The organism is Microbulbifer variabilis (assembly GCF_052468405.1).
The window spans coordinates 867,440-892,708 of sequence record NZ_CP174343.1; the positions used below are offsets into that span (position 1 = coordinate 867,440).

The 25,269-nt window shown below is 47.1% G+C and carries 16 protein-coding genes; 11 read left to right on the plus strand and 5 right to left on the minus strand.

What is annotated here, in order from left to right; translation table 11 throughout:
- Positions 1–270: 270 nt before the first annotated feature.
- The 4 genes from ACJJJB_RS04235 to ACJJJB_RS04250 form a co-directional block, all read right to left on the minus strand.
- Positions 271–3,369: an efflux RND transporter permease subunit gene (locus ACJJJB_RS04235; protein WP_445365791.1), complete on the minus strand. Its 3,099-nt coding sequence runs from the start codon at positions 3,367–3,369 to the stop codon at positions 271–273.
- Entirely contained in the window at positions 3,366–4,442 is a 1,077-nt protein-coding gene (locus ACJJJB_RS04240) for an efflux RND transporter periplasmic adaptor subunit (RefSeq protein ID WP_444945379.1), read from the minus strand. Before ACJJJB_RS04240 ends, ACJJJB_RS04235 begins: the two co-directional genes overlap by 4 nt.
- A 735-nt stretch (positions 4,443–5,177) precedes the next feature.
- Positions 5,178–5,471 (minus strand): hypothetical protein, encoded by a 294-nt coding sequence (locus tag ACJJJB_RS04245; RefSeq protein WP_020411841.1) that lies wholly within the window; start codon positions 5,469–5,471, stop codon positions 5,178–5,180.
- Between the two features lie 17 nt (positions 5,472–5,488).
- Positions 5,489–7,051: a VCBS domain-containing protein gene (locus ACJJJB_RS04250; RefSeq protein WP_020411842.1), complete on the minus strand. Its 1,563-nt coding sequence runs from the start codon at positions 7,049–7,051 to the stop codon at positions 5,489–5,491.
- A gap of 1,344 nt (positions 7,052–8,395) precedes the next feature.
- On the opposite strand from ACJJJB_RS04250, the gene ACJJJB_RS04255 reads away from it, so the two are divergent.
- The 6 genes from ACJJJB_RS04255 to ACJJJB_RS04280 all read left to right on the plus strand — a co-directional run bounded on the left by ACJJJB_RS04255 (position 8,396) and on the right by ACJJJB_RS04280 (position 21,431).
- Entirely contained in the window at positions 8,396–17,983 is a 9,588-nt protein-coding gene (locus ACJJJB_RS04255) for an RHS repeat-associated core domain-containing protein (RefSeq protein WP_445365792.1), read from the plus strand.
- A gap of 13 nt (positions 17,984–17,996) precedes the next feature.
- On the plus strand, positions 17,997–18,443 hold the full coding sequence (locus ACJJJB_RS04260; protein ID WP_445365793.1) for a hypothetical protein: 447 nt from the start codon (positions 17,997–17,999) through the stop codon (positions 18,441–18,443).
- A 68-nt stretch (positions 18,444–18,511) separates the two neighbouring features.
- On the plus strand, positions 18,512–19,858 hold the full coding sequence (locus ACJJJB_RS04265; RefSeq protein WP_445365794.1) for an RHS repeat-associated core domain-containing protein: 1,347 nt from the start codon (positions 18,512–18,514) through the stop codon (positions 19,856–19,858).
- Between the two features lies 1 nt (position 19,859).
- Complete coding sequence (locus tag ACJJJB_RS04270) at positions 19,860–20,291, plus strand: hypothetical protein (RefSeq protein ID WP_444945365.1); 432 nt, start codon at positions 19,860–19,862, stop codon at positions 20,289–20,291.
- 107 nt (positions 20,292–20,398) lie between these two features.
- Positions 20,399–20,935 (plus strand): hypothetical protein, encoded by a 537-nt coding sequence (locus ACJJJB_RS04275; RefSeq protein ID WP_445365795.1) that lies wholly within the window; start codon positions 20,399–20,401, stop codon positions 20,933–20,935.
- 97 nt (positions 20,936–21,032) lie between these two features.
- Positions 21,033–21,431 (plus strand): hypothetical protein, encoded by a 399-nt coding sequence (locus tag ACJJJB_RS04280; protein ID WP_444945363.1) that lies wholly within the window; start codon positions 21,033–21,035, stop codon positions 21,429–21,431.
- A 249-nt stretch (positions 21,432–21,680) separates the two neighbouring features.
- On the opposite strand, the gene ACJJJB_RS04285 is transcribed toward ACJJJB_RS04280, so the two are convergent.
- A complete protein-coding gene (locus ACJJJB_RS04285) occupies positions 21,681–22,088 on the minus strand; it encodes a hypothetical protein (RefSeq protein WP_282951159.1) in 408 nt (135 codons plus the stop codon).
- A 110-nt stretch (positions 22,089–22,198) separates the two neighbouring features.
- On the opposite strand from ACJJJB_RS04285, the gene ACJJJB_RS04290 reads away from it, so the two are divergent.
- From ACJJJB_RS04290 to ACJJJB_RS04310, 5 genes are all read left to right on the plus strand, one after another.
- Entirely contained in the window at positions 22,199–22,933 is a 735-nt protein-coding gene (locus ACJJJB_RS04290) for a hypothetical protein (RefSeq protein WP_445365796.1), read from the plus strand.
- Positions 22,927–23,358, plus strand: coding sequence for a hypothetical protein (locus tag ACJJJB_RS04295; RefSeq protein ID WP_444945360.1), 432 nt, complete (start codon positions 22,927–22,929; stop codon positions 23,356–23,358). Before ACJJJB_RS04290 ends, ACJJJB_RS04295 begins: the two co-directional genes overlap by 7 nt.
- 54 nt (positions 23,359–23,412) lie before the next feature.
- On the plus strand, positions 23,413–23,901 hold the full coding sequence (locus ACJJJB_RS04300; RefSeq protein ID WP_444945359.1) for a hypothetical protein: 489 nt from the start codon (positions 23,413–23,415) through the stop codon (positions 23,899–23,901).
- A gap of 142 nt (positions 23,902–24,043) precedes the next feature.
- Complete coding sequence (locus ACJJJB_RS04305; protein ID WP_445365797.1) at positions 24,044–24,514, plus strand: RHS repeat-associated core domain-containing protein; 471 nt, start codon at positions 24,044–24,046, stop codon at positions 24,512–24,514.
- An 11-nt stretch (positions 24,515–24,525) separates the two neighbouring features.
- Positions 24,526–25,248, plus strand: a complete 723-nt coding sequence (locus ACJJJB_RS04310) for a hypothetical protein (protein WP_444945357.1) — start codon at positions 24,526–24,528, stop codon at positions 25,246–25,248.
- The last annotated feature ends 21 nt before the right edge of the window (positions 25,249–25,269 follow it).

Genomic DNA, 25,269 nt, shown 5'->3' on the forward strand with positions numbered 1-25,269 from the left:
CTGTTTGCACGAGGCTCTAAATGGACTGTAAGCGAATTCCGGGAATAGGGAAGACAACGATCAAAAAGCGAAATGAAGCTGACACTCGTGGAGCGGCTGCTAATAGTCGTATTAACAATGTGGATACAAAATGCTCGAATATGAATCCTTGCTTTTTTCTGGCGAGAAAGACTAACAAGTAGCTCTCTTTTGGGTCGCCAAGGGTTAAGGCCAGTGTTTTCAAACTGGCCAAAGGACATTTTTAATTTTGAATAGAATAATCTTTAATGGCTATATTCCGCCCTCGGGTGTAAGTTCCCTAACTACCGAAGTTGGATTTATCCGATGTGCCGCAAACACTTTTAAAGATAGCATGGCAGACATAAAGCCCAATACAAAAAGAGCGCTGAATAACATGCCTCCGGTAATCACTGTTGCAAGACCCCGATAAATTGCGGCGCTGTCTCCTGGACTGAGTACTAACGGAAGGTTGCCAAAAATACAGGTTGTGGTCGTTAACATTATCGGACGAATGCGCAAGCTCACAGCACTTTTAATGGCATCAAATTGATGCATGCCTTTATTAATGGAACTTTGGAATTGATTCACTAAAAGTATCGCATTATTCACTACCAATCCCATCAGAATTACGAATCCGATCATCGTAATCACATCTAGATTTTGCATTACAAACAGGTTGAGTAGACGAAGACTGAGCATACCCCCGGCAAAGGAGAGTGGAATTGCAAATAAAACAGCCAAAGCTAATTTAAGGGACTTGAGAGCAAAGTACATAAGCAATGCAAGAATCAACAAAGCTACACAAAAGATCTGAAAGAACTCCTGCAGAAATAATTTCAGCTCGTTGGCACTGCCCCGAAATTGGGTATGCAGGTCTCCATACTGGCTCTTATTAAGAAAGGCCAAAACGCTTCGATCTACCTGCTCAGTAAAATCCTTCATGGCAACACCCGTTGGTGGGGTCAGATTTAGGGAGGTACTTACTTCCTGGCCGACACGAAGAATGCTGTCTGGAGCTTGCGTAATCTGTGCTGACGTTAACTGCCTCAAAGGAATCAGGCCCTGCCCAGCAATCATAATTTCTGTATTTAAGAGCTGCTCAAGGTTGGCTGGTTCTTTGGCTTTAAAGTAGAAGGGAAGGGTATTGGTGCCTGTGTAAAAATTACCGATATAAATGCCATCAGTAAGTGCCATCAAATGACGATTAAACTCCGGTAATGTCATTCCCATACGAATCAGTTGATCCTGGTTGGGCTCAAATTCAATACGCAATCCGCGATTGCTTAATGCGCTCCCTTCAAGAATTTGTGCGCCAGGAAACTCTGAACGAAGATGTTCTAATAAGTCGCGCCCAGCTGCTTGAAGAACCGGTAGTTCAGCTCCTTTGATATCCAGTTGGCTTACACGGCTATTGGGCATTGCAAACCGGAGAAGGCCCCCTTGCTGCGTATGAATTCTGGTACCTATCAGTCCGGAGACAATATCCTTGTCAATCCATTTCTTAAATGCTTCGAAATCCCAGTCCCCTTGAGTATAAATGTAAAGGTGACACATGGTTGGATAACAGAGTGTGCCATAAGTAACTATTTGCTCTTCGAATCTCCCTTTTCCTTGTTCAATGCGATCCATAATTACCTGACCGACTTCGCGCTCAACAACTTCAACCGCCATAGGGCCTTCAAAGTTTATAAAGGTTGAAATCATCGCCTGTTTGGGGTCTGGAAGCACATCGACTGAGGGCGAACTGAGATAAGTCACTAATAAGGCAACAGGTAACCCAAGCACTAAAACGCAGTTACGAAAAGTGACTCGACCAATTGGTATCACTGATATAGCAGTCCAGCGTTGTAATATTCTATTAAGGGATTGAGTTCTTCCTTTTGGATTTACCTGCGGTGAGCCTTTTAGAAGATGTCGTGCCAATGCTGGCAAGAGCAGGAGGGCAAATAACAATGATGCAATAAGTGCGCTGGAAATGGTATAAGCTAGATCTGTAAAAAGTTGCCCCGTGGCTGACTGCATCGCCAGGATAGGTAAGAAGACGATGACACTCGATATCGTAGATGCTGTCAAGGCACCGGTAACCTCCTTAGTCCCTTGCCTGATACTGGTTAGCAAGCTAGCTCCCTGGCCGCGTAAACGCTGGATATTCTCGATAACAATAATGGCGGCATCTACCATCAAGCCAATCGAGAGTGCAATACCTGCTAGTGAGATAACATTTATGCTTCTTCCGCCCAGATACAGACCCAAAATTACCAGTGCAATACAAGCCGGTATGCTAGTGAAAATCAATACGAGTGTTCTAAAGTCTCGCAAGAACCAATACAAAATAATGCAGGCGAGAAAAGCTCCCAGGATCAAGCTGCTATAGACTAATTGCAATGAGTTGCGAATGCTTTTGGAATCATCGCGGCTGATCGCCACTTCCATTCCCAATCTACCGAGTTCTCCCTCGTTTAGATCTGATATTAATGTTTTGATCATATCGATGGTATTTAAAACATTAATATCCTCAGTAGGCATTAAATAGAAATAGAAAGAGCGGTTGCCTTCTAAAGCAAAATAATTCCAGTCGGAGGCCATTCTATTTTTTACTTTTGCAACGTCACCTAGGCGAATAATATGTGGCCCCCTGGTAGCAATTGGTAGTTTCTCAATATCAGCAATAGGGATCTGGCCTTTAAAGTGAAGGGCGTATTCTCTTGATCCGATAGTTAAATTACCGCCAGAGCGGTCAACCAAGTCACTCAAGCGAGACTGCACTTCATTAATGGTGAGTGATGCCTGAGTCAGGCCCCTGGGATCGAATTCGATATCTATCCTTTGCTCAATAGGTGTGCCGGCTACAGTAACGGAGGCTACGCCTGGAATCTTACTAAATGCAGGTTGAACATGATCTCGGAATGCCTGGGAAAGCTCCTGTTCAGTGGCCTGGTTAGTGGAATAAAGAAAGAAACTGGCCAAGGTTGCTCCGGCACCATTACTAAAATTATAAAGGCGGGGAGCAGATACTTGGCTAGGCCAGTTGGGTACCTGGTTAAGCCGGGATAGAACGTCAATATACATCTGTTCCATATCGGCATTTGAATGAAAGGTAATCAATGTCCAGGCAAACCCGTTGCTAATGGTGGTCTGGATTTCCTCCAGAAAACCAAGGCTGGAGAGTTCCTGCTCCAATGGGGCGACAAGTGCCTGTTCTATTTCCATAGCTGTCTTGCCCGGCCAAGAGGTAGCAAGAGCTATTTGCGGTCTGTCTATATTTGGTAGTAGCGTATTTGGAATTTTTATCCCATAAAATACACCTAGGCAAATAAGAAGAAGGCCGAAGCTGATAATAACCGGACTATATTTTTCAATAATATTCATGAGTCGCGGTCCACCGGTACTACTTCTTGATCTGCTTGCAGGTTCCCATTACCGAGAACTACAAGCTGATCGCCGGGCTGAATCTCTGAGATAACAATAAAATGATCAGCAAGTGTATCCAGGATTTCAACTTCGACTTTACGAACTTTGTTTTCCAGTCCTAATGCCCATGTATGGTACTTTCCCCCCTCTAATAGCACTGCATCGGAAGGTAACTTGGTAATATTGCCTGCTTTTTCTCGAGGCCCTGTAGGAGAGAGCATGGCGATCTGGAAACGTTGGCCCACCAACAGAGACTCAAAGTGCTTCCCGTGGCCATCGAAGTATAGGGACAGATTCTGAGTGTCCCCGTCCATGGTTCGACCGATGTTTTTTAGGGAAAGCGGCTCTCCATCGTAACGAAATTCGTTCTTTTGAATAGCTAAATTCATTCCTACTTGATCCCTGGGTACCAAGCACTCCAGTTGTTTCTCATTCAAGGGAAGAAGCTGGAGAATCCGTTGTCCCTGAGTGAGTCTCTCACCAGGATGTGCCTCGACTTGTAAAACCTGGCTGTCTCTGGAGGCAAAGTGCTTCAGTCGCTCGAACCTATACTGATCTATTTCAAGTTGTTGCTTAAGTCTTTGCTTGCTCAGCCTGAAAGTACTGGCATTAAGTTTAAGGTCATTGAGTTGAGAGGGGGAAACCATTTGAGCCTCGCGAAGAGGCATAAGTCTGGCTAGTTCCTCCTCAGCATGAGAAAGCTGACGTTCTGCAATTTCCAGGTCTGTTTTCAGGATATCCATACCTCTGGACAGGTAAAATCCATCCTGTTCTGCGACCAGCTCCCCTGCCTTGACAATAGATCCTACAGGCTTTACTGATTTCAGTTCGGCTTCAGCATGACTGGAAATTTGTGTTAGGGGTGGAGAGTTGACTGTGCAATAAATTATTGACCGCGTAGCTTGAAGCCATTCTTGTGCAGGTTGTATCCTGACTTTCTGCAGATCTGAAGCGTAACACTGTGATTGATATAGTACAGTTGAAAAGGATAGCGAGACCATAACGGCTGCTACTTTGATAGTCTTTTTCATCCTTGATAGCTTTCTTATTTTTTATGGCAAATAATTGACGAAAATCGATTTGCTAAGCAACTTGATGTTGTGTGAGGGGACTAAGACTGTATTTTACTAGTAGAGTCAGCAAGGCGAATGAGATCAGTTGAGAGATAGAAGAGACAAGATAATTAGTTTACTTAGTGTACTCCCTATAAATGAGGAATATCTGCAGAGAAGAGCGCCAAGGCTTTATTTATCTTCTATCTTAATAGATCTTTTCCCGGTAGCATTCGTAGTGGCTGAAGCTTACAGATGTTTTTGCCATATATGCGGACAAGAAAAGTGAGACTATCGTATCATATGCCTCGGGTTCATCTTTCACTAATATGAAAGTTTTAGTATCAGGGCATCATATTTCAGTGTCGACGTTTTCGAACCATTTCAGCTGAATATCTAATCCCCAGCTATGAATCATTAAATAGTCAATTCGTGCTTCCGGGGCCCAAAAGACTGGCTGGATACTAGCAGCCAAGGCACGAAGGAGAATAGCTGATACTATAGTTTTTATTTGCGCATCCTTGTAAAAAAGCCAGCGACAACTTGTGGCTGGCTGGTTCCTTAGTGTTTTTATAATAATAAATAGCAAATTAATTGGAGGGGTTCGAAGCCTCTATTGCTGTCGTAGTAGGCAAGGAAAAGAACTGTATGTGTGCCTAAGCATGTTTAATAGTGCACACTTGCATAGTCTTGTCCGCTCCATAAATAGAGTTTCTATTTTTCCAATACTATTCTTTGCGACTCCCTAATCCTAATTCTGCGATTTTTCTGCCGCTCCCCTCTAATTCTTACGCGCTCTCCAGACTTCATTCCCTTTTCTTTTAATTCTTTTGCATCGACAAAATAATATCGACCGGTGCTCTCATCCTTGATAGAGAATCTATGGTCAATTTCTCCAGTTTCAAAGTTTTCGGAAATTTCTTCTTCCAATATACCAGTTACGGTTTCCTCAGCTTGGGAATAAGTGGTTAAGGAAATTAATATAATTATAGTTACGAAATATTTCATGGTCTTGCCCTCATTTGCTAGTTGCTGTAGTTAACAGCAATAGTGGCGCTGTTATTACTGCTGTCCTTGGATTTAAGCTCAATGGTGACCCCAGCAGATGAGTCACTAAATTGATCGCCAGTAGTGGTAAGGGTTGCCACTTGATTAGCGGTTCCGTCATTTAAATAATGAATTGTTACCGCATTTGCATGGTGAGGATAGGGGTTCAAAACATTATGGGGAATATGGTATTCCACGTAATAGTGATTTTCTCCATTTGTACTGCCGTTACTTTCAACTTTTAAAAGTTGCGGTAGAGAGCTATTGAGTTCACCTGCAGTAAGCTCTACGGCCTGCACTACATAATCGGCATTGTTGCCAGCAGACTGCCTGATGGTTGTAGTATATCCAGGGAAGCTCTCATACCAGCCCATAAATTCTCTATGGGCACTACCGAATAACCGTGACTTCCAGCTGTTACCCATAAAGGCACCATTAGCTCCGTATTCGCTTTCGCCTTGGTCATTGGTATCGCCATCGTTATTGTCATCGTTACCGGCGTGGCTAAGTCCAATATTGTGGCCCAACTCATGCCCCATCACTAGTTGATCGGTATCTGCGGTAATGATGCTCCATCCCCCCCGTACCGAAGCAACTCCTGTACCAACCAAGCCAGCATTATTTGCGGCTCGGGGAAAAATAAATACACGGTGTCTCCAGTCATTGAGATTCACAGGGCGGCTATTGGAATCTACAAAGTTATTTTGAATCCAGGTGGTAGCATTATCTCTCCAGGTATAGCCACCATCTGAATATTGACCATCCTGTGAGGAGCCAGAGCGAGCCTGGGCATTCCCAACACTTAGTACGCCCCCACTTTGACTATCGGGGATGCTATAAACAAAGCAATCAATTGAGCTACTCTCATTATTGTCTTCTCCATAACAGTATTGTGCGAGTGACTGGTCGCTAATGAGATGGCGCTTAAATTTCAGTTGGCCGAAGGAGTTTTCTTTGTAAGTATTGTCCAGAGAATCCGTATCATTGAATGTCATATTGGCGAGTTGTGAAATACTAACGTCGTCAGTGACAGCGGCATCTGAAAAATTCATCAGAATAAAAACTATGCTATTTTCGGTAGCTTCAATAGTTTGTATTGCAAAGGTAATGGAGTGTTGATCTCCGTTTGTTAATTGAATAGAGATGGTGTCTTCTACAGATTGACCATTGTTGAGACTGGATGTATTGCTATTTAGCTGGTACTCCCAGTTCCCGCTATCATATAGTTTAAAGCTACCGTATTGACCTTCGATAGTGGACGCTTGGAAACCAGGGCTTTTGCTATCAGTGCCCTCCAGCTCCAAAGTACCCTCTGCATACTCATTGGTACCTACAACCAAGGTGGCCAAGGGGTTAGCTGGATTGAATGTGTATTCACCGGTATCCGAATTCCCCCCATTTGTTCCGGTATCCGACCCTGTATTTGAGCCGCTGTCAGCTTGAGGGGTATCTGTACTTTCCCCTCCACTGGAGCCGCCGCCACAAGCGGCCAAGAGGGCGGATAAGGTGATTGCGGTAAATATCTTAAGTGAACCGTGCATTGCTCTCTCTACTTATCTGTATATGCGTGGTAGCTGATGAAAATAGATATCTGGTGGACCGTCGTTATTTGGTACGGTTCCTGTGATTTGGCTGATTGATAACTTAGTAAGGTCAATTAGTCACCTTACGCAATAAACCAGTCTTCTTGTTGAGTGTTTAGGAGCTTTGTGGGGCATTAGTAACAGGTTTCGGGTGTTACTTTTCTACATCGCATCCAATCTTGTTTTTTTATCTATTGGTGACATTGCTGGAGTGCTATTAAGTGGAATGACGCTGGGTGGAGGAAGGGGTAGCAGTGTTTCTTTTTTGGTTTGTTTGTGCTCCGTGTGACTTACTTTTTTAGCATGGTGAAAGGGTTGCCCCGTTGGCCTGATTACCCGTTATTAGTTTGTTGACAGGCAGCAGGTCATAAGTGAGAGAACTCAAGATCCGCATAGCAGCCTTATTATTGGTGTATTTGGATTTGGTGAGATGCAATTTAGCAAATGCTGACAGGGAGTAGCACTATATTATTGTGCTGCGGGTATCTCACTGGTGGTTCTTAGAATCTAGAGTGCTAATGAAGTTTATCGTGTTCTTCGCCTCTACATTGGTAACTTGAGGTTGTTCTGCCGTAGCTTGAGAGAGTATTTGTTTACTTCTAATTACAAGTGGAGGCTGGGTACTTAGGTACTTGGTGTTTTAAAGATTGGAAATCGCCTGTTAAATTTAGGGATGACGTTGTTAGGCTGGCTTCCGTTGATAATTTTTGGTCGAAATAGGTTTACTTTTTGTTGTGATCCTCAATGTTAATTGATGGTGGGTGCCTATTCATAAAAGGAGGGTCCTAGACTGTAAGAATATATTTTAATGATAGGGAATCACTTTTTTCTGGAATTGATTTTTTGCTGCCATAGGTGCTGTTTTTTCATGGTTTCTAGTATTGGGGGTTATGCAATCAACCAGTGAGTTTAGTAATTTAATGAAAGTACGTGGATGACCTGGAAAAGCGATGCTGTGGCAGTCGATGCAGTATAATAGCTGCCCCAAACACGAATTTTTGGTGTTTTGATGTATATATTTTCTTATTTGTTAGTTTCTAATAAGGTCTTTTGAGGTGAAGATTTATATGGGATGGGGTTGCTTAAACAATAAACAATAAACAATATAGAGGATTTAGAGTAGAAAAATAGAGCCTGTCAATTCATTATAAGCTGTCTTATTGGTTGATTTTTTCCGCGAAAAGGCACTTGTTATAAGCTGTAATTGGAGGAGTATTGACGCTCGGCTATACTGCCGATCCCACCTAATTCTTGAAATAGGTGGGAGAGAACTATAGTTTGCATAATAAGAGTATTTTTGCTGTGTCCAAGAGTTTTAGTGCACTTTCCAGTGCCTGGTTGTCTGGATTATTTTTTCTTTGGCTACCTGCTCTGGCCCTGGCTGGCATATCGGGCCCCTCATCCAGTTCTACAGGAAAATTTACAATAACTGGGGTTGCACGTGCTCAGTTTCTTACTGAATACAGAAATGGTCTTGCAATAAGAGATATCCCAGTCAGTGGGGACTCGGTAACAATTACTGTTTCATCGTCTGGAACCTACAAGTATGAGGGCTGGTGGCGGTTCTGTTTGCTTGATCAGCCCGGGCCTGGTCCTCTCGCGTTGAGTCTTCCCAACTCTGACCAGCCTGATGACAGCTGTGAAGCATGGGATAGTAAGAAGAACTCCATCGGCAGCCATACAGTTGAAGTTACTTTCGAACCTGACGTAAATCCCCCGGGTCCTATTTACTTTCCAGCTATTAGCACTTTACCTGATGTTAGCGAGGACATTAAATTGAACCTCCCTGGGAACAACTTGAGGGTGGCCTGGGGCGAGGCTTCTGGAAAACCGAACAGATATGAGCTTTGGCGAAAAAGTGGGGAGAGTACCAGCTGGCAAATGGATTACTCTGGCCCAGCTCTTTATAAGGATTTTACTAATCTGTTAACCGACACGTATCATTTTCGCGCCCGCGCTTGTAATTCTGGTTGCAGCAGTTTTACGGATATAAAGAGTATTACGTTGATTGGAACCCCTTTAGAGGTGCATGCGACTAACCTAAACGGGAGTGTGCTTGTATCTTGGCTTCCGGTTAGTGGTGCAGACAAATATATTCTTCAGGAACAAAAAGACGGCGGAGCCTGGACTCAGGTTTACAATGGTATAGAGACGTCCAATACTTTAACTGATCGCAGTACCGGTAGTTATCTATATCGTGTTGCCGCGATCAAGGGCGGTATTACTGGTGCATTTAAATACTCCTCTGCTGTTACTGTAGTCAGATCTCCACTCTCTATTAGCGTGCCTGTTGCGAGTGCCAATGGCATTTTGGCAATATCTTGGGCGGCAGTTTCTGGAGCGGACAAATATATACTTCAGGAACAAAAAAATGGCGGCTCTTGGACTCAAGCCTACAGTGGTAGCGAAACGCAAAAAACGTTAACTGGTCGGGGTATTGGCAGCTACAGTTACCGCGTTGCCGCAGTCAAGGGTAGTACCACTGGCCCCTATAAGCAGTCCTCCACGGTTACGGTAATTAGTACCCCTCAGTCGATTACAGTACCAGCATCGAGCACTACTGGCAGTGTGACTGTATCTTGGTCGCAAGTTGCCGGTGCGGACAAATATGTTTTACAGGAGCAAAAAAATAATGGTAACTGGGCCCAAGTATATGAGGGCCCTGAAGTCAAAGAGACCTTAAGTGGGCGGAGTAATGGCAGTTACAACTATCGAGTGGCCGCAGTTAAAGGCAATGTCATTACAGCTTTTAAGAATTCCTCGACTCTTACCGTATCCCGGCCTCCTTCGGTACCTGGTAACCTCACGGCGCCTGGTAATTCAGCTGGCTCCTATAGCGTCAGTTGGAACTCTGTTTCTGGGGTATCAAAGTATCACCTAGAACAATCAGGTGCCTCTATCGGAAGCTGGACACTAACCGCTACCAATAAAACTTTTACTCAGACTAATAATGGTAGCTATTCCTATCGAGTTCGGGCTTGCAGTACCTACAACTCGGTTGAGGCCTGCAGTGGCTGGTCGAGTAGCAAGACTGTTGCTGTCAGCCTGCCAGTTTTGGCGATTCAGTCAATTAACGGCGGGTCTGTCAAATTATCTTGGAATATCGACGCGCAGGCACAAAGGATAACCCTGAAGCGAGGTTCCACTACTATTTATGACTCTGGCTGGAAAGAATCAGTAAGTAAGCAGGGTACGTTTACCGACTCCATAAGCACCAGTGGTAGTTACTCTTACTTCCTCACCACCTGGTACTGTTCCGTTGGGATTCCCGGCGGAGGCTGCCAAGAAGGCGAGCCATTAAATAATTTTGGCCCGGAGACAGCCAATATTATTTTGAAGCCAGGCCCATCAAGTTTACTTGCAAGCGTATCCAGTAGTTATGACGGTTCTGTGGGATTAACCTCCAATAGCTCTGGCCCTATCGAGTCGGTGCGTTGGCAAAAAAGAAAAGCGGAAAGCGACTGGCCGGCAGATAGTTCCTACGGCTCTGCTGGGAGCAGTACCTTTTCCGTAACCGGGCTTACCGATGGTAATTGGGAGTTCCGCAGTAAAAATTGTAATTCCTCTGGCTGTAGTAATAGTTGGAGTACATCGGTTGGACTGCTGGTACGGAATCAACCCATACCTACGGCCCCGACGCTGGATACCATTACTAACAGTTCTACCGGTACACTTAAATTGAACTGGAGTGACCGCTCTGCCCAGCAAGTTTACAGGTACAAGCTCTACGAAGGCGGCAAGCTACTTGAAGAATTAACCACGAGCTCTGCGAGTCCAGCGCCTCTCTCTGGCACCACGCTTCAGCGAGATGATGGCAGTTACAGTTACTACCTGATAGCTTGTAATCTGCGTGCTTGTTCCACAGCCAGCAATGCTCAATCTGTTATCGTCGCTAAAACCCCAGGTGCACCCAAATCCCCTAATCTATCGACAACTTTCTCGCGCACCGGCGAGGTTGATCTCACTTGGGGTAGTGCTAGTGGCACGATAGTGCACTATGAGATTATTGCCGGTACCGCATCGTCGGCAGAGGGGCCAGTAAGTTGGGATGAAACCGCACCGAGTAAACATACAGACTTAACGCGTTTGAGCAAAAAGCTGTCGTTGGAGAATGGCTTCTTCGCCTATCAGGTGCGCGCCTGCAACCAGGTATCGAGTTTTAGTAGCTGCTCAAATACGGTTGCCACGGATATTGTTCAGGTTGACCAGACCCCACCACCTGTAATCGTGGCGGTGCCCCCTTACAAAGCCTCAGCACTATCTACTACCGACCCTAGTGTGTTGGCCTCCGATCGCGTCGGCATCTTGCCCGGGGAATTCCGCGTGAGTGAATCCGGCGCGGCGACTTATACCATTCCGCTGCAGGTGGGCCCTTCATCCGGTGGCAGTACCCCGGCGCTCAGTGTGACTTACAGCAGCTCCGGCAGTAACGGCCCGCTCGGGGCCGGTTGGGGAATTAGTGGATTGTCCGCTATTAGCGCCTGCCGTAGAACTTTTGAAGAGGACGGTGCCAATGGCAGCGTCTTCGATCGGTTCTGTTTGGATGGCCAGCGTTTGAAACTAGTGTCGGGTCAGTACGGTAGCCTCGGCAGCGAGTACCGTACAAGCCTGGACAGCTTTGTGCAGGTACGGCTGGTTTCCAGTCCGGTAGGTAGCGGCCAGGGTTTTGAAGTGTACCGCAAGGATGGCTCTATCTCTTATTACGGTATGCATGAGGATGCACAGCAGGAGAAAACCTGGTACCTGAATACCCAGGAGGATAGTGTTGGCAACCGTATCGAATACACCTACCTGAAAGACACCGCGCTCGGGGAGCACCTGATAGAGGCGGTCGATTACTCTGCGAATGGTCACGATGCAACGCTGAATCGGATTCAGTTCCACTACGATACCAGCCGCAGCGATAAACGCTACGGATACAGTTTCGGACAGAAAATGGCATCAACCCGCAGACTCACCGCAATTACATCCACTGCGGACTCGATGGAGTTGCGCAGCTACAACTTCAGCTACCAGGAAAGCGCTACTGGCCGTTTACTGCTCGAAGAGGTTGAGGAGTGTGTGCAGGGTAACTGTCGCAAGCCCACGATATTTACTTATGCCCAGTCTGCCGGAGCGGGCATGGTGAGTGCGGCTGCTAATCCTAATATCTTCCACTCCGGTTACGAGGGTGGCAAGTATGGAGATGTCAACGGTGACGGACTGACAGATCTGGTGTTTATCCGTTACGACGGCAGTCATGGCAAACGCTATCTCCGTGTTGCCCTGGGCACTGCCGAGGGGGAGTTGGCCCTGCAATCCGAACAGATGCGTATCCGCGCCAATGAGCGCAAGGAATGGCATCTGTTGGACTACAACAACGATGGTAAGGATGACCTGCTCCACGCGCCGATAGATGACACCGGCACCCACTGGGCCGTGAATTTGTCTAATGGTAGCGGGTTTAGCAGCACTGATAACCCCACGGCAATCAGCTATCAGAAAGATCAGCTGGGTCAGATGCACGACTTTAATGCCGACGGCTTGCCGGACTTCCTGTCATTTACTCACGCTGTGGGCCTTCCTTCAGTGAGTGATACGCCCACCATGAAAATCCGTGAGCTGCAGCGCGGCAGTAGCGGAACACTCTCCTTCAAAAGCTCTGAGACGACTCGCAGCTTATCCCTGCCCACGGTCAGCGCTCCCGGAGGAGTGTCCTCAGCAAACTTCCTACGCAGCACTCGAGTGAAACTGCGTAATACGGATATGGTGGCCGATTTCAATGGTGACGGTATTGCCGATCTGACTGCGATAATGCAGACAGATTGGACTTGTATCGAGGCACCGAGCGACTGCAACAATCAAAGTCATGTGACCGACAATCACTTCGTTGTACTGATGTCAGAGGGCGATAATAGCCACAGGGCGGTATTCCATCGTGCACTCAACGGAGAGATAGCACAGGTGGATGATGCCGAGCACCGGATCGCGGATCTCAATGGCGATAGTCTGCCAGACATGTTATTCCGCTCCAGCGCAGACTGGGATTGGGGCGTATATTACTTTACTGGTGAAGGGTTTATCTCCACGGGAACACTTCCAGGGGCTGTGGACGATAAAATCCAGCTATATGACTGGGATATGGATGGCCTGGTGGACATTCTCTATCCCAATGCCAACGATAAAGAAAACAACGAATACCAGTACCTCTATATGCTGCCCAACCATTCCAATGGTTTTGGCAGCGCCATTGATACTGGCTTGCTGTTCGGCGCCGATACCAATGATCACAGCCATTTGGTGATGGATTTGACTGGTGATGGGCGACCTGAAATAGTCGAGAACTGTGCGAACCGCGATGAGCAGGAAAATCATTGCGATGATATGCGCAATCACTCAGGCTTTTTTAGTGGTCTAGGCGCTACAGATAAATATGTGCGTGTCTTTAAGCCCAAACATGCCGACAAGCCGGTGGATGTTCTTGAGTCTGTAGTGAATGGCTTTGGGGTGAAAACGGAAATCCGCTACGCGCGCCTGAATGATACCAGCACTAGTGTCTACTCACGTAAACTGGGTTCTTTCAAACTGAACTACGGGCGCAGTTCACCGGTATTCGATCTCTACTCACCGATGTACGTGGTACAGAAAGTAATCTCCGATGCACCGGCGGCCAATGACAATAACAATACGGTTGAGGCCCATTACCACTATGCCGGTGGGCGCATGCAGAGCGGTGGGCGCGGCTTTCTCGGTTTTGAATCGGTCACCACCTATGACCCGCAAAACCAAGTGAAGACCACCACTCACTACCGCCAGGATTATCCCTTTATTGGTATGCCTTCACAGACGGCCAAGGTGATTGAGTCCAATGCCAGTAATATCAAAACCCCGGCTACCTGTGAGGGTAGTGGACTCACCCTGATCAGCTGCTCTATCAACACCTTGGAATCCATAGCACCGGTATCGGGCAAAACGGTAATGCCCTATATCAGCCAAGCGGAGGACAAATCTTACAGCCTGAGCGGGAGTTACCTTGGCAAGGTGGTGACAACCACCAACTACACCGCAGCCAATGATATTCAATATGGCAATGTCAGCTCGGTAACTGTGAAGCACTATGATGCTTCTAATAATTTAGTGCAGAGCAAATCTACAAGTAACACTTACGACAATGTGGTGAGCAGTGATCGCTGGCATTTGGCGCGCTTGCGTGAGAGCAGCGTCACCACCCAGCGATATGGTGCTCTGGTAGCACCGCAAATCACGCGAACCGCTCATTTTGATTACGATAACCAGACTGGCCTGTTAACCGATGAGTGGGTAGCTAAAGGTAGCGCACAAGAGTTACACACCCACTATGAGCACGACCGCTTCGGCAATCGTGTTGCATCCACGGTAACCAATGCGCAGGGCGAAAGCCGTACCAGTCGCACGGGTTTTGACGGCTATGGCCGCTACGTATTAAATCGGGTTAATGAACTCAAACAGACTGCCGAGCAAGCTCTGGAGATGGACCCCTTCGGCCAACCGCAGCGCGTGCTGGATATCAGCGGTGTGGAAACGCACTATGCCTATTCCCCGTTCGGCAATCGCTATTTTGAACACCACGAGACCGGCAGCCATGCTACTACCTTGAGCACACTCTGTGCTGACAGTGGTGGCTGCCCCACAATAGCCGGTGTGCCAGCTCACTTTAAAGTGACCACAGCCGGTATCGATCAGAGCCAGAGCGTGATGTACCACGATCGACTGGGTCGAGAGATCCGTAAACAAACTCAGGATTTCCATGGTAATCCAGTGTTTGTCGATACCCAGTATGATGAACAGTCCCGCGTTAAAAAGGTTTCCGACCCTTATGGCAGCGGCGGCTCTCCACGCTGGACCATTTACTCCTACGATATTCTCGGTCGCACCACTAATGTGGATACCCCCAGTGACCAGTGTGACAGCACGATCACTTATAATGGCCTCACGGAAACTGCTACGAACTGTGCCCAGCAAAGTAAAGTAACGGAGAAAAACGTCCTCGGTGAGTTGGCTCAGGTTACCGACAATATCGGCGGCAAACTGCAGTACAGCTACTATGCCGATGGCAACCTCAAACAGGTGCGTACCCTTAACAGCGGTGGCGGTGAAACTTCAGCAACCAACATTGAGTACGATAATCTCGGCCGCAAGACCCGCATGGTAGACCCGGATAAGGGCACATGGACTTACGGTTACACCGGCTTTGGTGAACTGGCCTGGCAGAAAGATGCCAAGGGGCAGGGCACCGCCATGAGCTATGACGCCCTCGGCCGTATGGTGACTCGCGCCGATTACACCAGCTTCGATAGCAATAGCCAAACGGGCACTCTGCAGAACTTCAGCCGCTGGTACTTCGACCAGGATCCCGGCTGTGATTCCAAATTCCGCTTCGAAGGCAAACTGGTGGCCGTAGCCCAGGCCCCTGTCGCTATTGCCGCCGGTTGCAATGCCAATCTGGAGGATGTCAATTACCTCAAGCTGCTGCAATACGATACCTACGGTCGTCTGGGTGAAACGAATACCGGGCTCGGTGTACTCGATGGCGAAGGGGATTTTTATGAAAAAGTCACCTACGACCAATACAGCCGCGTTAGCCGCAGTTTCGACGCCAGCAATCAGCAGGTGGGCGATAATGGGGATTATTTACGCGGTGTAGAAACTGTCTACAACAACTATGGCTTTAAAGTGGGTGTGCGCGATGTAACCGCCCCCGCAGACAGTGGTTACTATTACCGGGTTAAGCGCATGAATCTGCGCGGCCAGGTGGAAGAAGTGCTGCTAGGCAACGGCCTCACCACTACCTATGCCTACGATCCACAACATCACCGCCTCACCAGCATCTTAACGGATATCAATCCCGGTGTGGGTCAGGTGCAGAACCTGCATTACGATTGGAATACTATCGGCAATCTGCTCTCTAAAACCGACCTCAGTGGCGATGGCAGCTACCGCAAGGACCTGCAGGAACGTTTTGAGTACGACGGCCTCAACCGCCTGCGCTATGCGCGCCTCTATCAAGCCGGCAGCCAAACTGCCACCCAGGAGGTACGCTACGATGATGCCGGCAATATCACCTATAAAACGGGCATCGGTAGCTATGAGTACAGTGGCCCACGCCCTCATGCCGTAACCAAAGCCGGTAATACCAGCTATCACTACGACGACAACGGCAATATGAGTAGCGACTCAGGCAGTCGTACGCTGGACTACACCGTCTTTGATAAACCCAGCCTGATTAGTAAAGGCGGCCACGATACGCGCTTCTCTTACGGCCCGGACCGCAGCCGTTTCAAGCGGGTGGATGACAACGGCAAAGGCACAGTGACCACCTTGCAGATCGGCAGCGTCGAGAAAGTGATTGAGCGCAGCACCTCCGGTGCTTTTATAAAGAGCTTTTATCGCCGCAATATCGCAGGGGTTGCTATCGAGCGTATCGAGCTGAATGCATCGGATGAAATTGCCGGTACCAGCACCCAGTATTTACACAAAGACCTCCAGGGTTCCCTGGATGTAATTACCGATAGCACCGGTCAGGTTGCCAAAGATGCCACTGGTAACAAACTGGTTTACAGCTTTGATGCCTGGGGCAAACGCCGCAACGCCCTGAGCTGGGAGCAGATTGCCGGTGTACCTGAAAATACGGTTAGCACACTTAATGTAGGAATCTTTAATCACCTGAGTAGTAACCGCGGTTATACCGGCCATGAAATGCTGGATGAGGTGGGCCTGATCCATATGAACGGACGGGTCTACGACCCGACCCTGGCCCGCTTTGTCTCCGCAGATCCGCTGATCGATGGGGTGACTTCGGTCCAGGGCTACAACCGCTACGCCTATGTGCACAACAACCCGCTGACTTATACGGATCCTTCGGGGTATAGTTCTTGGAATAAGTTCAGGGACGCCTTTGTCAATGGCCGGGATGTAATGCGCTATCTCGGCAGCAAACCGCTGCTGAATGCTGTCGCCCAGATAGCACTTTGTGTCTCTACGGGGCCTAGCTGTCCTGGTGCGCTGGCAGCTTACAGTGCGGCGCAAACTTATCATGTTACCGGTGAGATCGGCCGGGCCTTTGCGAATGGCGTACTCGCAGCAGCTTCAGCGGCGGCCTTCAGTGGTATGCCTGGGGGCTGGAGTACGACCAATATTACCATTCGCGGTGTGATCGGGGGGGTGTTGTCGCAGATCGGCGGGGGCAAGTTTGGCCACGGCTTTATTTCAGCGGGGGTCGGTGGTGGTTTTGCCCAGGATACCCATGTGGTGGTGAAGATGGCGGTTACAGGGCTGGTATCTGAGGCTACTGGTGGGAAGTTTATTAATGGGGCGGTCACGGCGGCATTCGCTGCTGTTGTTAGGGAGCCTGCACATGAGGCATCTACAGAGTACGCATCTGGAAGAAATAGGAAAATAACGGACCCAGAAAAGATAGCTGCAATTGATGCAGATGTGGCAGCTGCTAATGCTGAGGCACTGAATGTTAGTGGTACTGAGGATGAGGTCGTGGCTTGGGCTAAGCAGAAGTCTACAGCTCTATATTCAAAACATAAGGTAGAGTTTGGTGGGACTATTGTTCGAGATGGCGATGCATTTGGTATTGGTCGCATAGTTACTGATTATCAGACTCATAGCTTGCCGTCACTTAGTCGGGTTTCGGGATATGCCCAGTTTCATACACATCCTGGGCCTGGCACATTCAGTACTGGAGATATATCGGTGGCGGTTGTGAAATGGCTCAATAAAAGTTATATGTTTCCACCTGATGGAAGTACATATATCTTTGATGCAGCGGGATACCGTCGAGTGCATGACTGGCGAAGTTTGTTGCATTATATGTCTCCCGAAGAGGCTGCAACGGCATCTCAATATATAACCATTAGGAAGTAGCGGAAGATAGATCATGAAAAATGGGGTTTTATTGCTGGTGATATCCTTTGTTTCTGCTATTGCCCTGGCGGGAACATGGACGCGTGTTGAAGCGAAACTAGTAGAGTTTCGCTATAGCCTTCCGGAAGGTTTTGGTGATACCAAGTTGGTATTTAATGTGTTAGGTAGTCAGTTAACAGGGGTAACAGCTTTTTACAAAGGTCATAAAGTGAATGCCGATCAAGATTTAGTTAGTGATATATCCCTGCCCTCATGGGACTCTTTAAATATTGTTTATGAAGATATTGACGATAACGGTTTTATAGAAGCATTTTCTTTTTGTTTTTATGAGAAGCCTGAATTAAATAGCGGCCAGCTGCAGAGATATATTACTTACTCGTTGTATAAGGGAAAATTCTACAAAGAAATCATTAAAAGCGAAAACTTAGTAAGACGTTGTGAGCCCAAAACGATAAAATAATCTGATCAGTTCGAACCAACCCCCTTTCAAATACCGGTTGACCGTCTTTCCTATGACTTTAGTCAGGCTTGCCTTCTTCACTAAACTGTTCATCATCACTATTAGCGCCTGCTGGTCCTCATCCGGTAACTCATCGCACTACCGGCCATGAAATTCTGGATCAGGTGGGCCTGATCCATATGAACGGACGGGTCTACGATCCGACCCTGGCCCGCTTTGTCTCCGCAGATCCGCTGATCGATGGGGTGATTTCGGTCCAGGGTTACAACCGCTACGCCTATGTGCACAACAACCCGCTGACTTATACGGATCCTTCGGGGTATAGTTCTTGGAATAAGTACCGGGACTCTGTTGTGAAGCCGGTGGTCGCCGTGGCCATTGCCATTTGGACCGGGGGACAGTCTCTCGTGGCCCTGCAAGCTACAAATTATGCAGCGGCGGTGGGCTGGGCCGCTGCCGGCGGCGCCGCGGCGGGAGCGGTGCAAAGTGGCACGGTGAAGGGGGCCTTTTTTGGTGCCTTCAGTGCTGTGGCATTTATGGGCATTGGCAATGCCTTTCAGGGGGCGACATGGGCAACGAAAGGGGTTGTCGGCAAAGGTATCATGGGTACGGGCCTGAACGGCTATGGCTATGCAGCGAAAGTCTTTGCTCACTCGGTTACCGGTGGTTTACTGTCTGCGGCTCAGGGAGGGAAGTTTAAACACGGCTTTGCCGCAGCGGGTGTGACCCAGGCCTTTGCAGGAGGTATAGATTCAATAGATGCTGGCAATGTTGGCTTTAGTGCGGCGAGAGTCATTGCAGCAGCGATCGTTGGCGGTACAGCCTCTGCAGTATCGGGTGGTAAGTTTGCCAATGGGGCAGCTACGGCGGCTTTCGCTATGGCGATGAGCTCTTTAGGCCAAAGAGGAACTCCAGAAGGTGCCCCAAATCAGGAAAGTATTGATCGAGTTAATGCCATTCCGGATTCTCTTGAGGAGCGCCAAGCTATATATGCTGAAGGTCTAGAGGCTGCGCAGAATGTTGATGCGGCAAATATTGATGCGGATTTAGAGACGATTATGCTCGGTCGTCGAAGCGGAAATGGTTGGGATTATCAAGGGTTTTCAACTAAGTCTGATGCCATCGCTTTTTTGGAGGCTAATTCTAGCTGGGGTATTGTGGATGGAATTCACTTTGGCGGTAACAGCATAGGTATTTATGCAGGAGCCACTGCTTCGGGAACTACGCTGCGAAGTGGCTCAATGTTAAAAGCCTACCTGCTAAGCGGAAGAACTTTCTCGACTAACATGACTGGAGTTGAGAACGTTATTCAAACCCTTGCACACGAAACCGGTCACGCTGCTGGTATTTCTCATGGTAATGCCATGCTGAATCGAGAGTTCAAGGCTATACGACAGTACCGAAGAGGATTTTGATATGCGTGCAAGTTTTTGCTTATTCCTTTTTCCTCTTTTTATTTTTGGTTGTGGTGCAGTACCGGTAGCCTCAGCTACGGAGTCTGTAGTTAATGAGGCGTTTATTACTGGTGAGGTTGCTAAGATTCCAGCATCGGACGCAAAAGAGCTTGGGATTAAAGTTGAGGTCGAGAAAAATACTGAGTCGGTATCGACTGTTTCTTTGCTGCTTTCTAGCGATTTGTCTGAGTCTGTGAAGCGAGGCGACGTGGAGATCTCTGGAAATGTATTCTCCCTTGCTGGAGAACTAATCGTAAGCACGCCCCCGATATCAAAATCTGCAGATTTTAATGTGAAGAAAGGCTTAATCTTCCGAATTTCTTTCGTTTCCAAAAGGGATATCGGTGTGTACAAAGCTGGTACGACCTATCTATTTGATTTAATTGATTATTAGCGGCTCTTGTTTTAGTCGTTGAGCACACAAAGTTGGCTTTAGTGCGACGAGAGTCATTGCAGCCGCGATCGTTGGCGGTACAGCCTCTGTGGTATCGGGTGGTAAGTTTGCCAATGGGGCCTTTTGCTTCATTGATGAGCTCGATAGGGCAGGATAGGCAAAGAAAGCCCTCTACATCCTATGATTCAGCAGGTGGAACGGAAAGTGTTGTACCAGAAGGAGAGAGGCAGGCTTATCTTGATAAACGATTAAGTGAATTTAAGAAAATAATTAGTGAAACGGAATATCCTTCGAGTTATGCGAGACCTAATGCTGAAAAACTAACGGTTAGTTACGATAGTTCTTATCGTGGTTTTGCTGTAATTAATTCAAGATCAGGAGAGATCACTGTTGATCCAAGATTTTTTACTGCCCTTGGCGCTCCGGTAGAGGCTACGCCTGCACAAGCAGTATTTATTAAGTCTTTAAATGCCAGTCAATATGAAATGTTTGTTTTTAGACATGAATTGGCTCATATGCATCCATCCAACATCAAAATGGTAAACAATTGGGTTGATCCTGTACCTTCCCGTGAGACTGCTCCCTGGGAAAAAGATGCTACTTCGAGGGCTGTAAATTGGGCGAGGAGAGTTTATACAGACTAATTTCCTTACATTGATTTTATATTTAGCTTTAATGTCTTCTGCAATTGCAGATCAAAGAGAGTTATCTTTCAGAATTCAAGGAGGGAGTGAAATTCCAATGAACATTGACTTTTATAAAAATGGTCAATTCCATAATAATGAGTACGATGTTAGTTGGAATTATACGGTTTGTGAAAATAGTAAAAGGTACAAATGTATTGTAACGTCTACCCCATTTTTAGTTTTCTCTGTTCCTAAGATTCCTTTATCAAAAGGTGACAAGTGGGAGTTCTCTGGGTATAGGTTTGAAGTGTTGTCGGAAAATGGTGGTGCGGGGGAAAAATTATATTTTATAGAATCAAAAGCTACTGATGATTTGAAGCGTAAGCTAACCGGGAGTAAGTCATCTTTTTCTTTGCAAAGGACGGTGTTTTTATATTCATTGGCTGAGGGGCTTGTGTCCTTTAATAAATATTTTGATAGCGCAACGGAAAGTTGGACGATTATTAAGCCCTAAAATTCCAGTTAACCGCCATTATTGGTAGCTGAGTTCGGCACTAGCTTTAGTGATTAGTTTCTGATGTTAGCAGGATAATCTGCCGGGGCTTTGTTGTTTTTGTGGGTCAGCAAAACCGCCTGAGCTGTTGCTCGATCTTGTCAAGCCCTGTTTGGTGAATGTCGGGAAACCTATCCACGGCGGCCACCAGCTCCCGCGCCGTTGGCGCAATCCAGGTAATGGCCTCCAGTGTGTCCCGATGTTGCCGGGCTAGGTCTTGCCAATGCCAGATAGGTTCATGATGAAAATCCGGTTGCGCAGATGGCAGATGCGCTGAAAGCGTCGGGAAAGGTTGTTGCGGGTGCGCAGGCGGCGGGGCATTTCTGGGAAGGCAGTTTTTAGCAGGCGAGGCCACAGTACCTGTTTATAGCGCCGATCCAGTAGGCTGGTCCAGAATCCAAAACTGAGTTCCGCGATCACGCGTCCGGCATCCAAACCACCCAAAGCCTGCTGCAAACCGGCAGCAGCGGAGTCAGCACCAGCGAACAAATTGCCGCCGCGTTCATAACGGAGCGCATGGAATACCTGCCGCAAGGCTGGAGCGTTATCGAAGCCTGGAAGCGGCTTGATACCGAATGGCAGTACTACGTGAGGCTGCTGCAACAGGAATGCCGGCACCTGATCGAAGCCATCGAAGAAGCGGCACCACCGTTCTAGCCAAGCACCAAGAGGGGCACAAACGTCCCTCGGCTTTAGCCGCCTGTCGGCGGTCAGGCGCTGGCTATGCAGTGAAAGTCTTTGCTCACTCGGTGACTGGTGGCTTACTCTCAGAAGCGCAGGGAGGGAAGTTTAAACACGGCTTTGCTGCAGCGGGTGTGACCCAGGCCTTTGCCGGGGGGATAGATTCAATAGATGCTGGCAACTCTGGCTTTAGTGCGGCGAGGGTAGTTGCGGCGGCGGTTGTAGGCGGTACAGCCTTGGTGGTCTCTGGAGGCAAATTTGCCAATGGGGCGATAACCGCGGCGTTTTCCAGGGCCTTTAATCATGAGAATCATCCTACTGCACAAAAGAGCAGATCTCCGCTAGATGAGGCTATTGGTAACGCTCATTCGCGACTTGATGCTCTTAGACGTGGCCTTGAAGATGCAAACTCAATTTGGGAAGGTCAACACTTAGGAATGTATGTATATGAGGTCGATGGGAAGTATATTCTATCACAACCCTTTCCAGCAGACGTGGAGGGTGGTTATTTGATTAACCCAGATAATCAAGGGTTTGCGGGCACCTCATTTTCTGTTGATCTTGACGAAGTAAATATAGCTGCTGTAGCTATTAATGATGTAACTGGGACATGGCGGTCTCCAGAACAATGGAGTAAAGGGGTTTATCTAAACTGGTCTAGTCAAATTGATGGGCCTGTTTCTGTGACTATTAATAATAATAGTTATCCTTGGTATAAAACTAGCTGGAGATTTCAACAGGATCAATGTATGAGAACTGGATGGAAAGATGGGCCATGTTGACAAAAACGATTGCTAAAATTATCTATGTAGGGCTAGTCAGTTTACTTGCTTGTAATGTACAGGGAGGTGAATTAGCGAAGCATGTATCAATTTATAAGCTCATAGTCGAGCCTGAAAAATATGATGGCCAGCTTGTGATGGTGTCCGGTTATATTGGTGGAAGGAATGGTCCTAGTAGAGGCTTGTTCGTTAGGAAAATTGATGCATTAATTACTAACACGGTGAACAAAATAAATTTTGATAGATCTTCTGCATCTGAAGCTGTATTCGAAAAATGTCCATGGTCTTATGCGACTATCGTTGGGAATTTTTCAGTTTCACCTGCCGCTGGTAAATTATCATTAAAAAATATTCGATCTGTTAGCTCCTTTGATATCTCTAATGAGGAGCAAGGGGTTAAACGCCTATCTTGCTATCATGAATAGTCGGAATCAGTATGGATCTGGAGCAATTTTCACGCTGCATATAAGCAATAAACAATGATTAATAAAATTTTTTTTAGTGTAATCTTGGTCTTAAGTTCTGTTTTTGCTCAGAGTGACGAAGTGGTAAATCAATTTAATAAAAAAGAGTTTATTTCTCACTTAAATGAGGATATGGATAGGTTGTATAGTTTGTCTCAATTAAAGACGTACGACAAAAATTCTTCGTGTAAAGAAGCTGAGATACTGCGTAAATATCTTTTGAAAAACCCTGTTGTAGAAGCGAATAATGCAATAGATAAAGGTGAGCTAAAATACTTGGTTGTCAGTGGACCGCAGTTAGAGATAGTTGCGGATGGGATGCCAGAGACGATAAGTCGGCAGTTAATAAATAGTGGGAAATTTGAAGTTGTTGAGGGAGTTGCCGATAGTGTCTCTTGTGGTGAACAGCTTTATCTAACGAGATATGCTCATTGGTATATCTATGTATATAACTCGGTTTTGTATATTAATTCTGTGAGTGCTATTCAAGATACACGCAGATAGGGAGATATGAAACACATTCTGGATATCCGGTGCACAGAGATATACCGGAAAAAAGGGAAGACTTGGGCTTTCTTCAAATCGTAATCTTACTGAACCGAATAAAAGCCCCGGCAGAATAACCTGCCGGGGCTTTTATTCGGGTATGCGTCCAGCGCCGAGCCTCATACTTCACAATCATGCTTTCCAGCAGTTCGCGGATAATCAACTGTTCCTCGTCCGCTTTGTCTCCGCAGATCCGCTGATTGATGGAATCACCTCGGTCCAGGGCTACAACCGCTACGCCTATGTGCACAACAACCCGCTGACTTATACGGATCCTTCGGGGTATAGTTCTTGGAATAAGTTCAGGGACGCCTTTGTCAATGGCCGGGATGTAATGCGCTATCTCGGCAGCAAACCGCTGCTGAATGCTGTCGCCCAGATAGCACTTTGTGTCTCTACGGGGCCTAGCTGTCCTGGTGCGCTGGCAGCTTACAGTGCGGCGCAAACTTATCATGTTACCGGTGAGATCGGCCGGGCCTTTGCGAATGGCGTACTCGCAGCAGCTTCAGCGGCAGCCTTCAGTGGTATGCCCGGGGCTGGAGTACGACCAATATTACCATTCGCGGTGTGATCGGGGGGGTGTTGTCGCAGATCGGCGGGGGCAAGTTTGGCCACGGCTTTATTTCAGCGGGGGTCGGTGGTGGTTTTGCCCAGGATACCCATGTGATGGTGAAGATGGCGGTTACAGGGCTGGTATCCGAGGCTACTGGTGGTAAGTTCTCAAATGGTGCCGCAACGGCGGCTTTTGCGGCGGCGGTGCAAGCTTTATCTCAAGATGATATTCCAGTAGCCGGGGAAGGTGAAGGAACAGGTGGCCAGGGTCAAGGTGATTACTCACAAGTAGAACAAGAAATAGCTGAAGCCTTGGGAATTGACGGAGAATATACTATTGTAAAAAAACGGAAATCGGAAATTTTCTCCGTTACCAAAGATAAAAATGCTCATGGGACAGTTCAGCGTGGCAAAGATGTCAATTATGAAATATGGATAGATAAAAGCTACAGGGGGAAAGATTATTGGACTTTAGTCTACCATGAGATGCGCCACGTTTGGCAAAAGGCAAATGGACTAACTTTACCGAAAAATTATTTCCCTGCCGGTCTTAACAATCGTCAAATACGGATTGTTAGAAATATGCTTGAGTATGACGCATGGAGGTATACTAAATATATTTCGCATACATCAGGAGTCGGATTGAGCAACGCCTGGATTTCTGAAAGATTTAATTATTATAGCGGCAGGCATTTTGATCAAAGTATTTTAGGGCGAGGAATGCCTCCTGTAGAAATAACGTGCTGTAATTGACTGGTAAAAGATAAAAAAGAT

Excerpts from the sequence above, each read along its gene's own strand:
- ACJJJB_RS04235 (WP_445365791.1), bottom strand. The coding sequence starts at position 3,369 with ATGAATATTATTGAAAAATATAGTCCGGTTATTATCAGCTTCGGCCTT.
- ACJJJB_RS04240 (WP_444945379.1), bottom strand. The coding sequence starts at position 4,442 with ATGAAAAAGACTATCAAAGTAGCAGCCGTTATGGTCTCGCTATCCTTT.
- ACJJJB_RS04245 (WP_020411841.1), bottom strand. The coding sequence starts at position 5,471 with ATGAAATATTTCGTAACTATAATTATATTAATTTCCTTAACCACTTAT.
- ACJJJB_RS04250 (WP_020411842.1), bottom strand. The coding sequence starts at position 7,051 with ATGCACGGTTCACTTAAGATATTTACCGCAATCACCTTATCCGCCCTC.
- ACJJJB_RS04260 (WP_445365793.1), top strand. The coding sequence starts at position 17,997 with ATGAAAAATGGGGTTTTATTGCTGGTGATATCCTTTGTTTCTGCTATT.
- ACJJJB_RS04270 (WP_444945365.1), top strand. The coding sequence starts at position 19,860 with ATGCGTGCAAGTTTTTGCTTATTCCTTTTTCCTCTTTTTATTTTTGGT.
- ACJJJB_RS04280 (WP_444945363.1), top strand. The coding sequence starts at position 21,033 with ATGAACATTGACTTTTATAAAAATGGTCAATTCCATAATAATGAGTAC.
- ACJJJB_RS04295 (WP_444945360.1), top strand. The coding sequence starts at position 22,927 with ATGTTGACAAAAACGATTGCTAAAATTATCTATGTAGGGCTAGTCAGT.
- ACJJJB_RS04300 (WP_444945359.1), top strand. The coding sequence starts at position 23,413 with ATGATTAATAAAATTTTTTTTAGTGTAATCTTGGTCTTAAGTTCTGTT.
- ACJJJB_RS04305 (WP_445365797.1), top strand. The coding sequence starts at position 24,044 with ATGCGTCCAGCGCCGAGCCTCATACTTCACAATCATGCTTTCCAGCAG.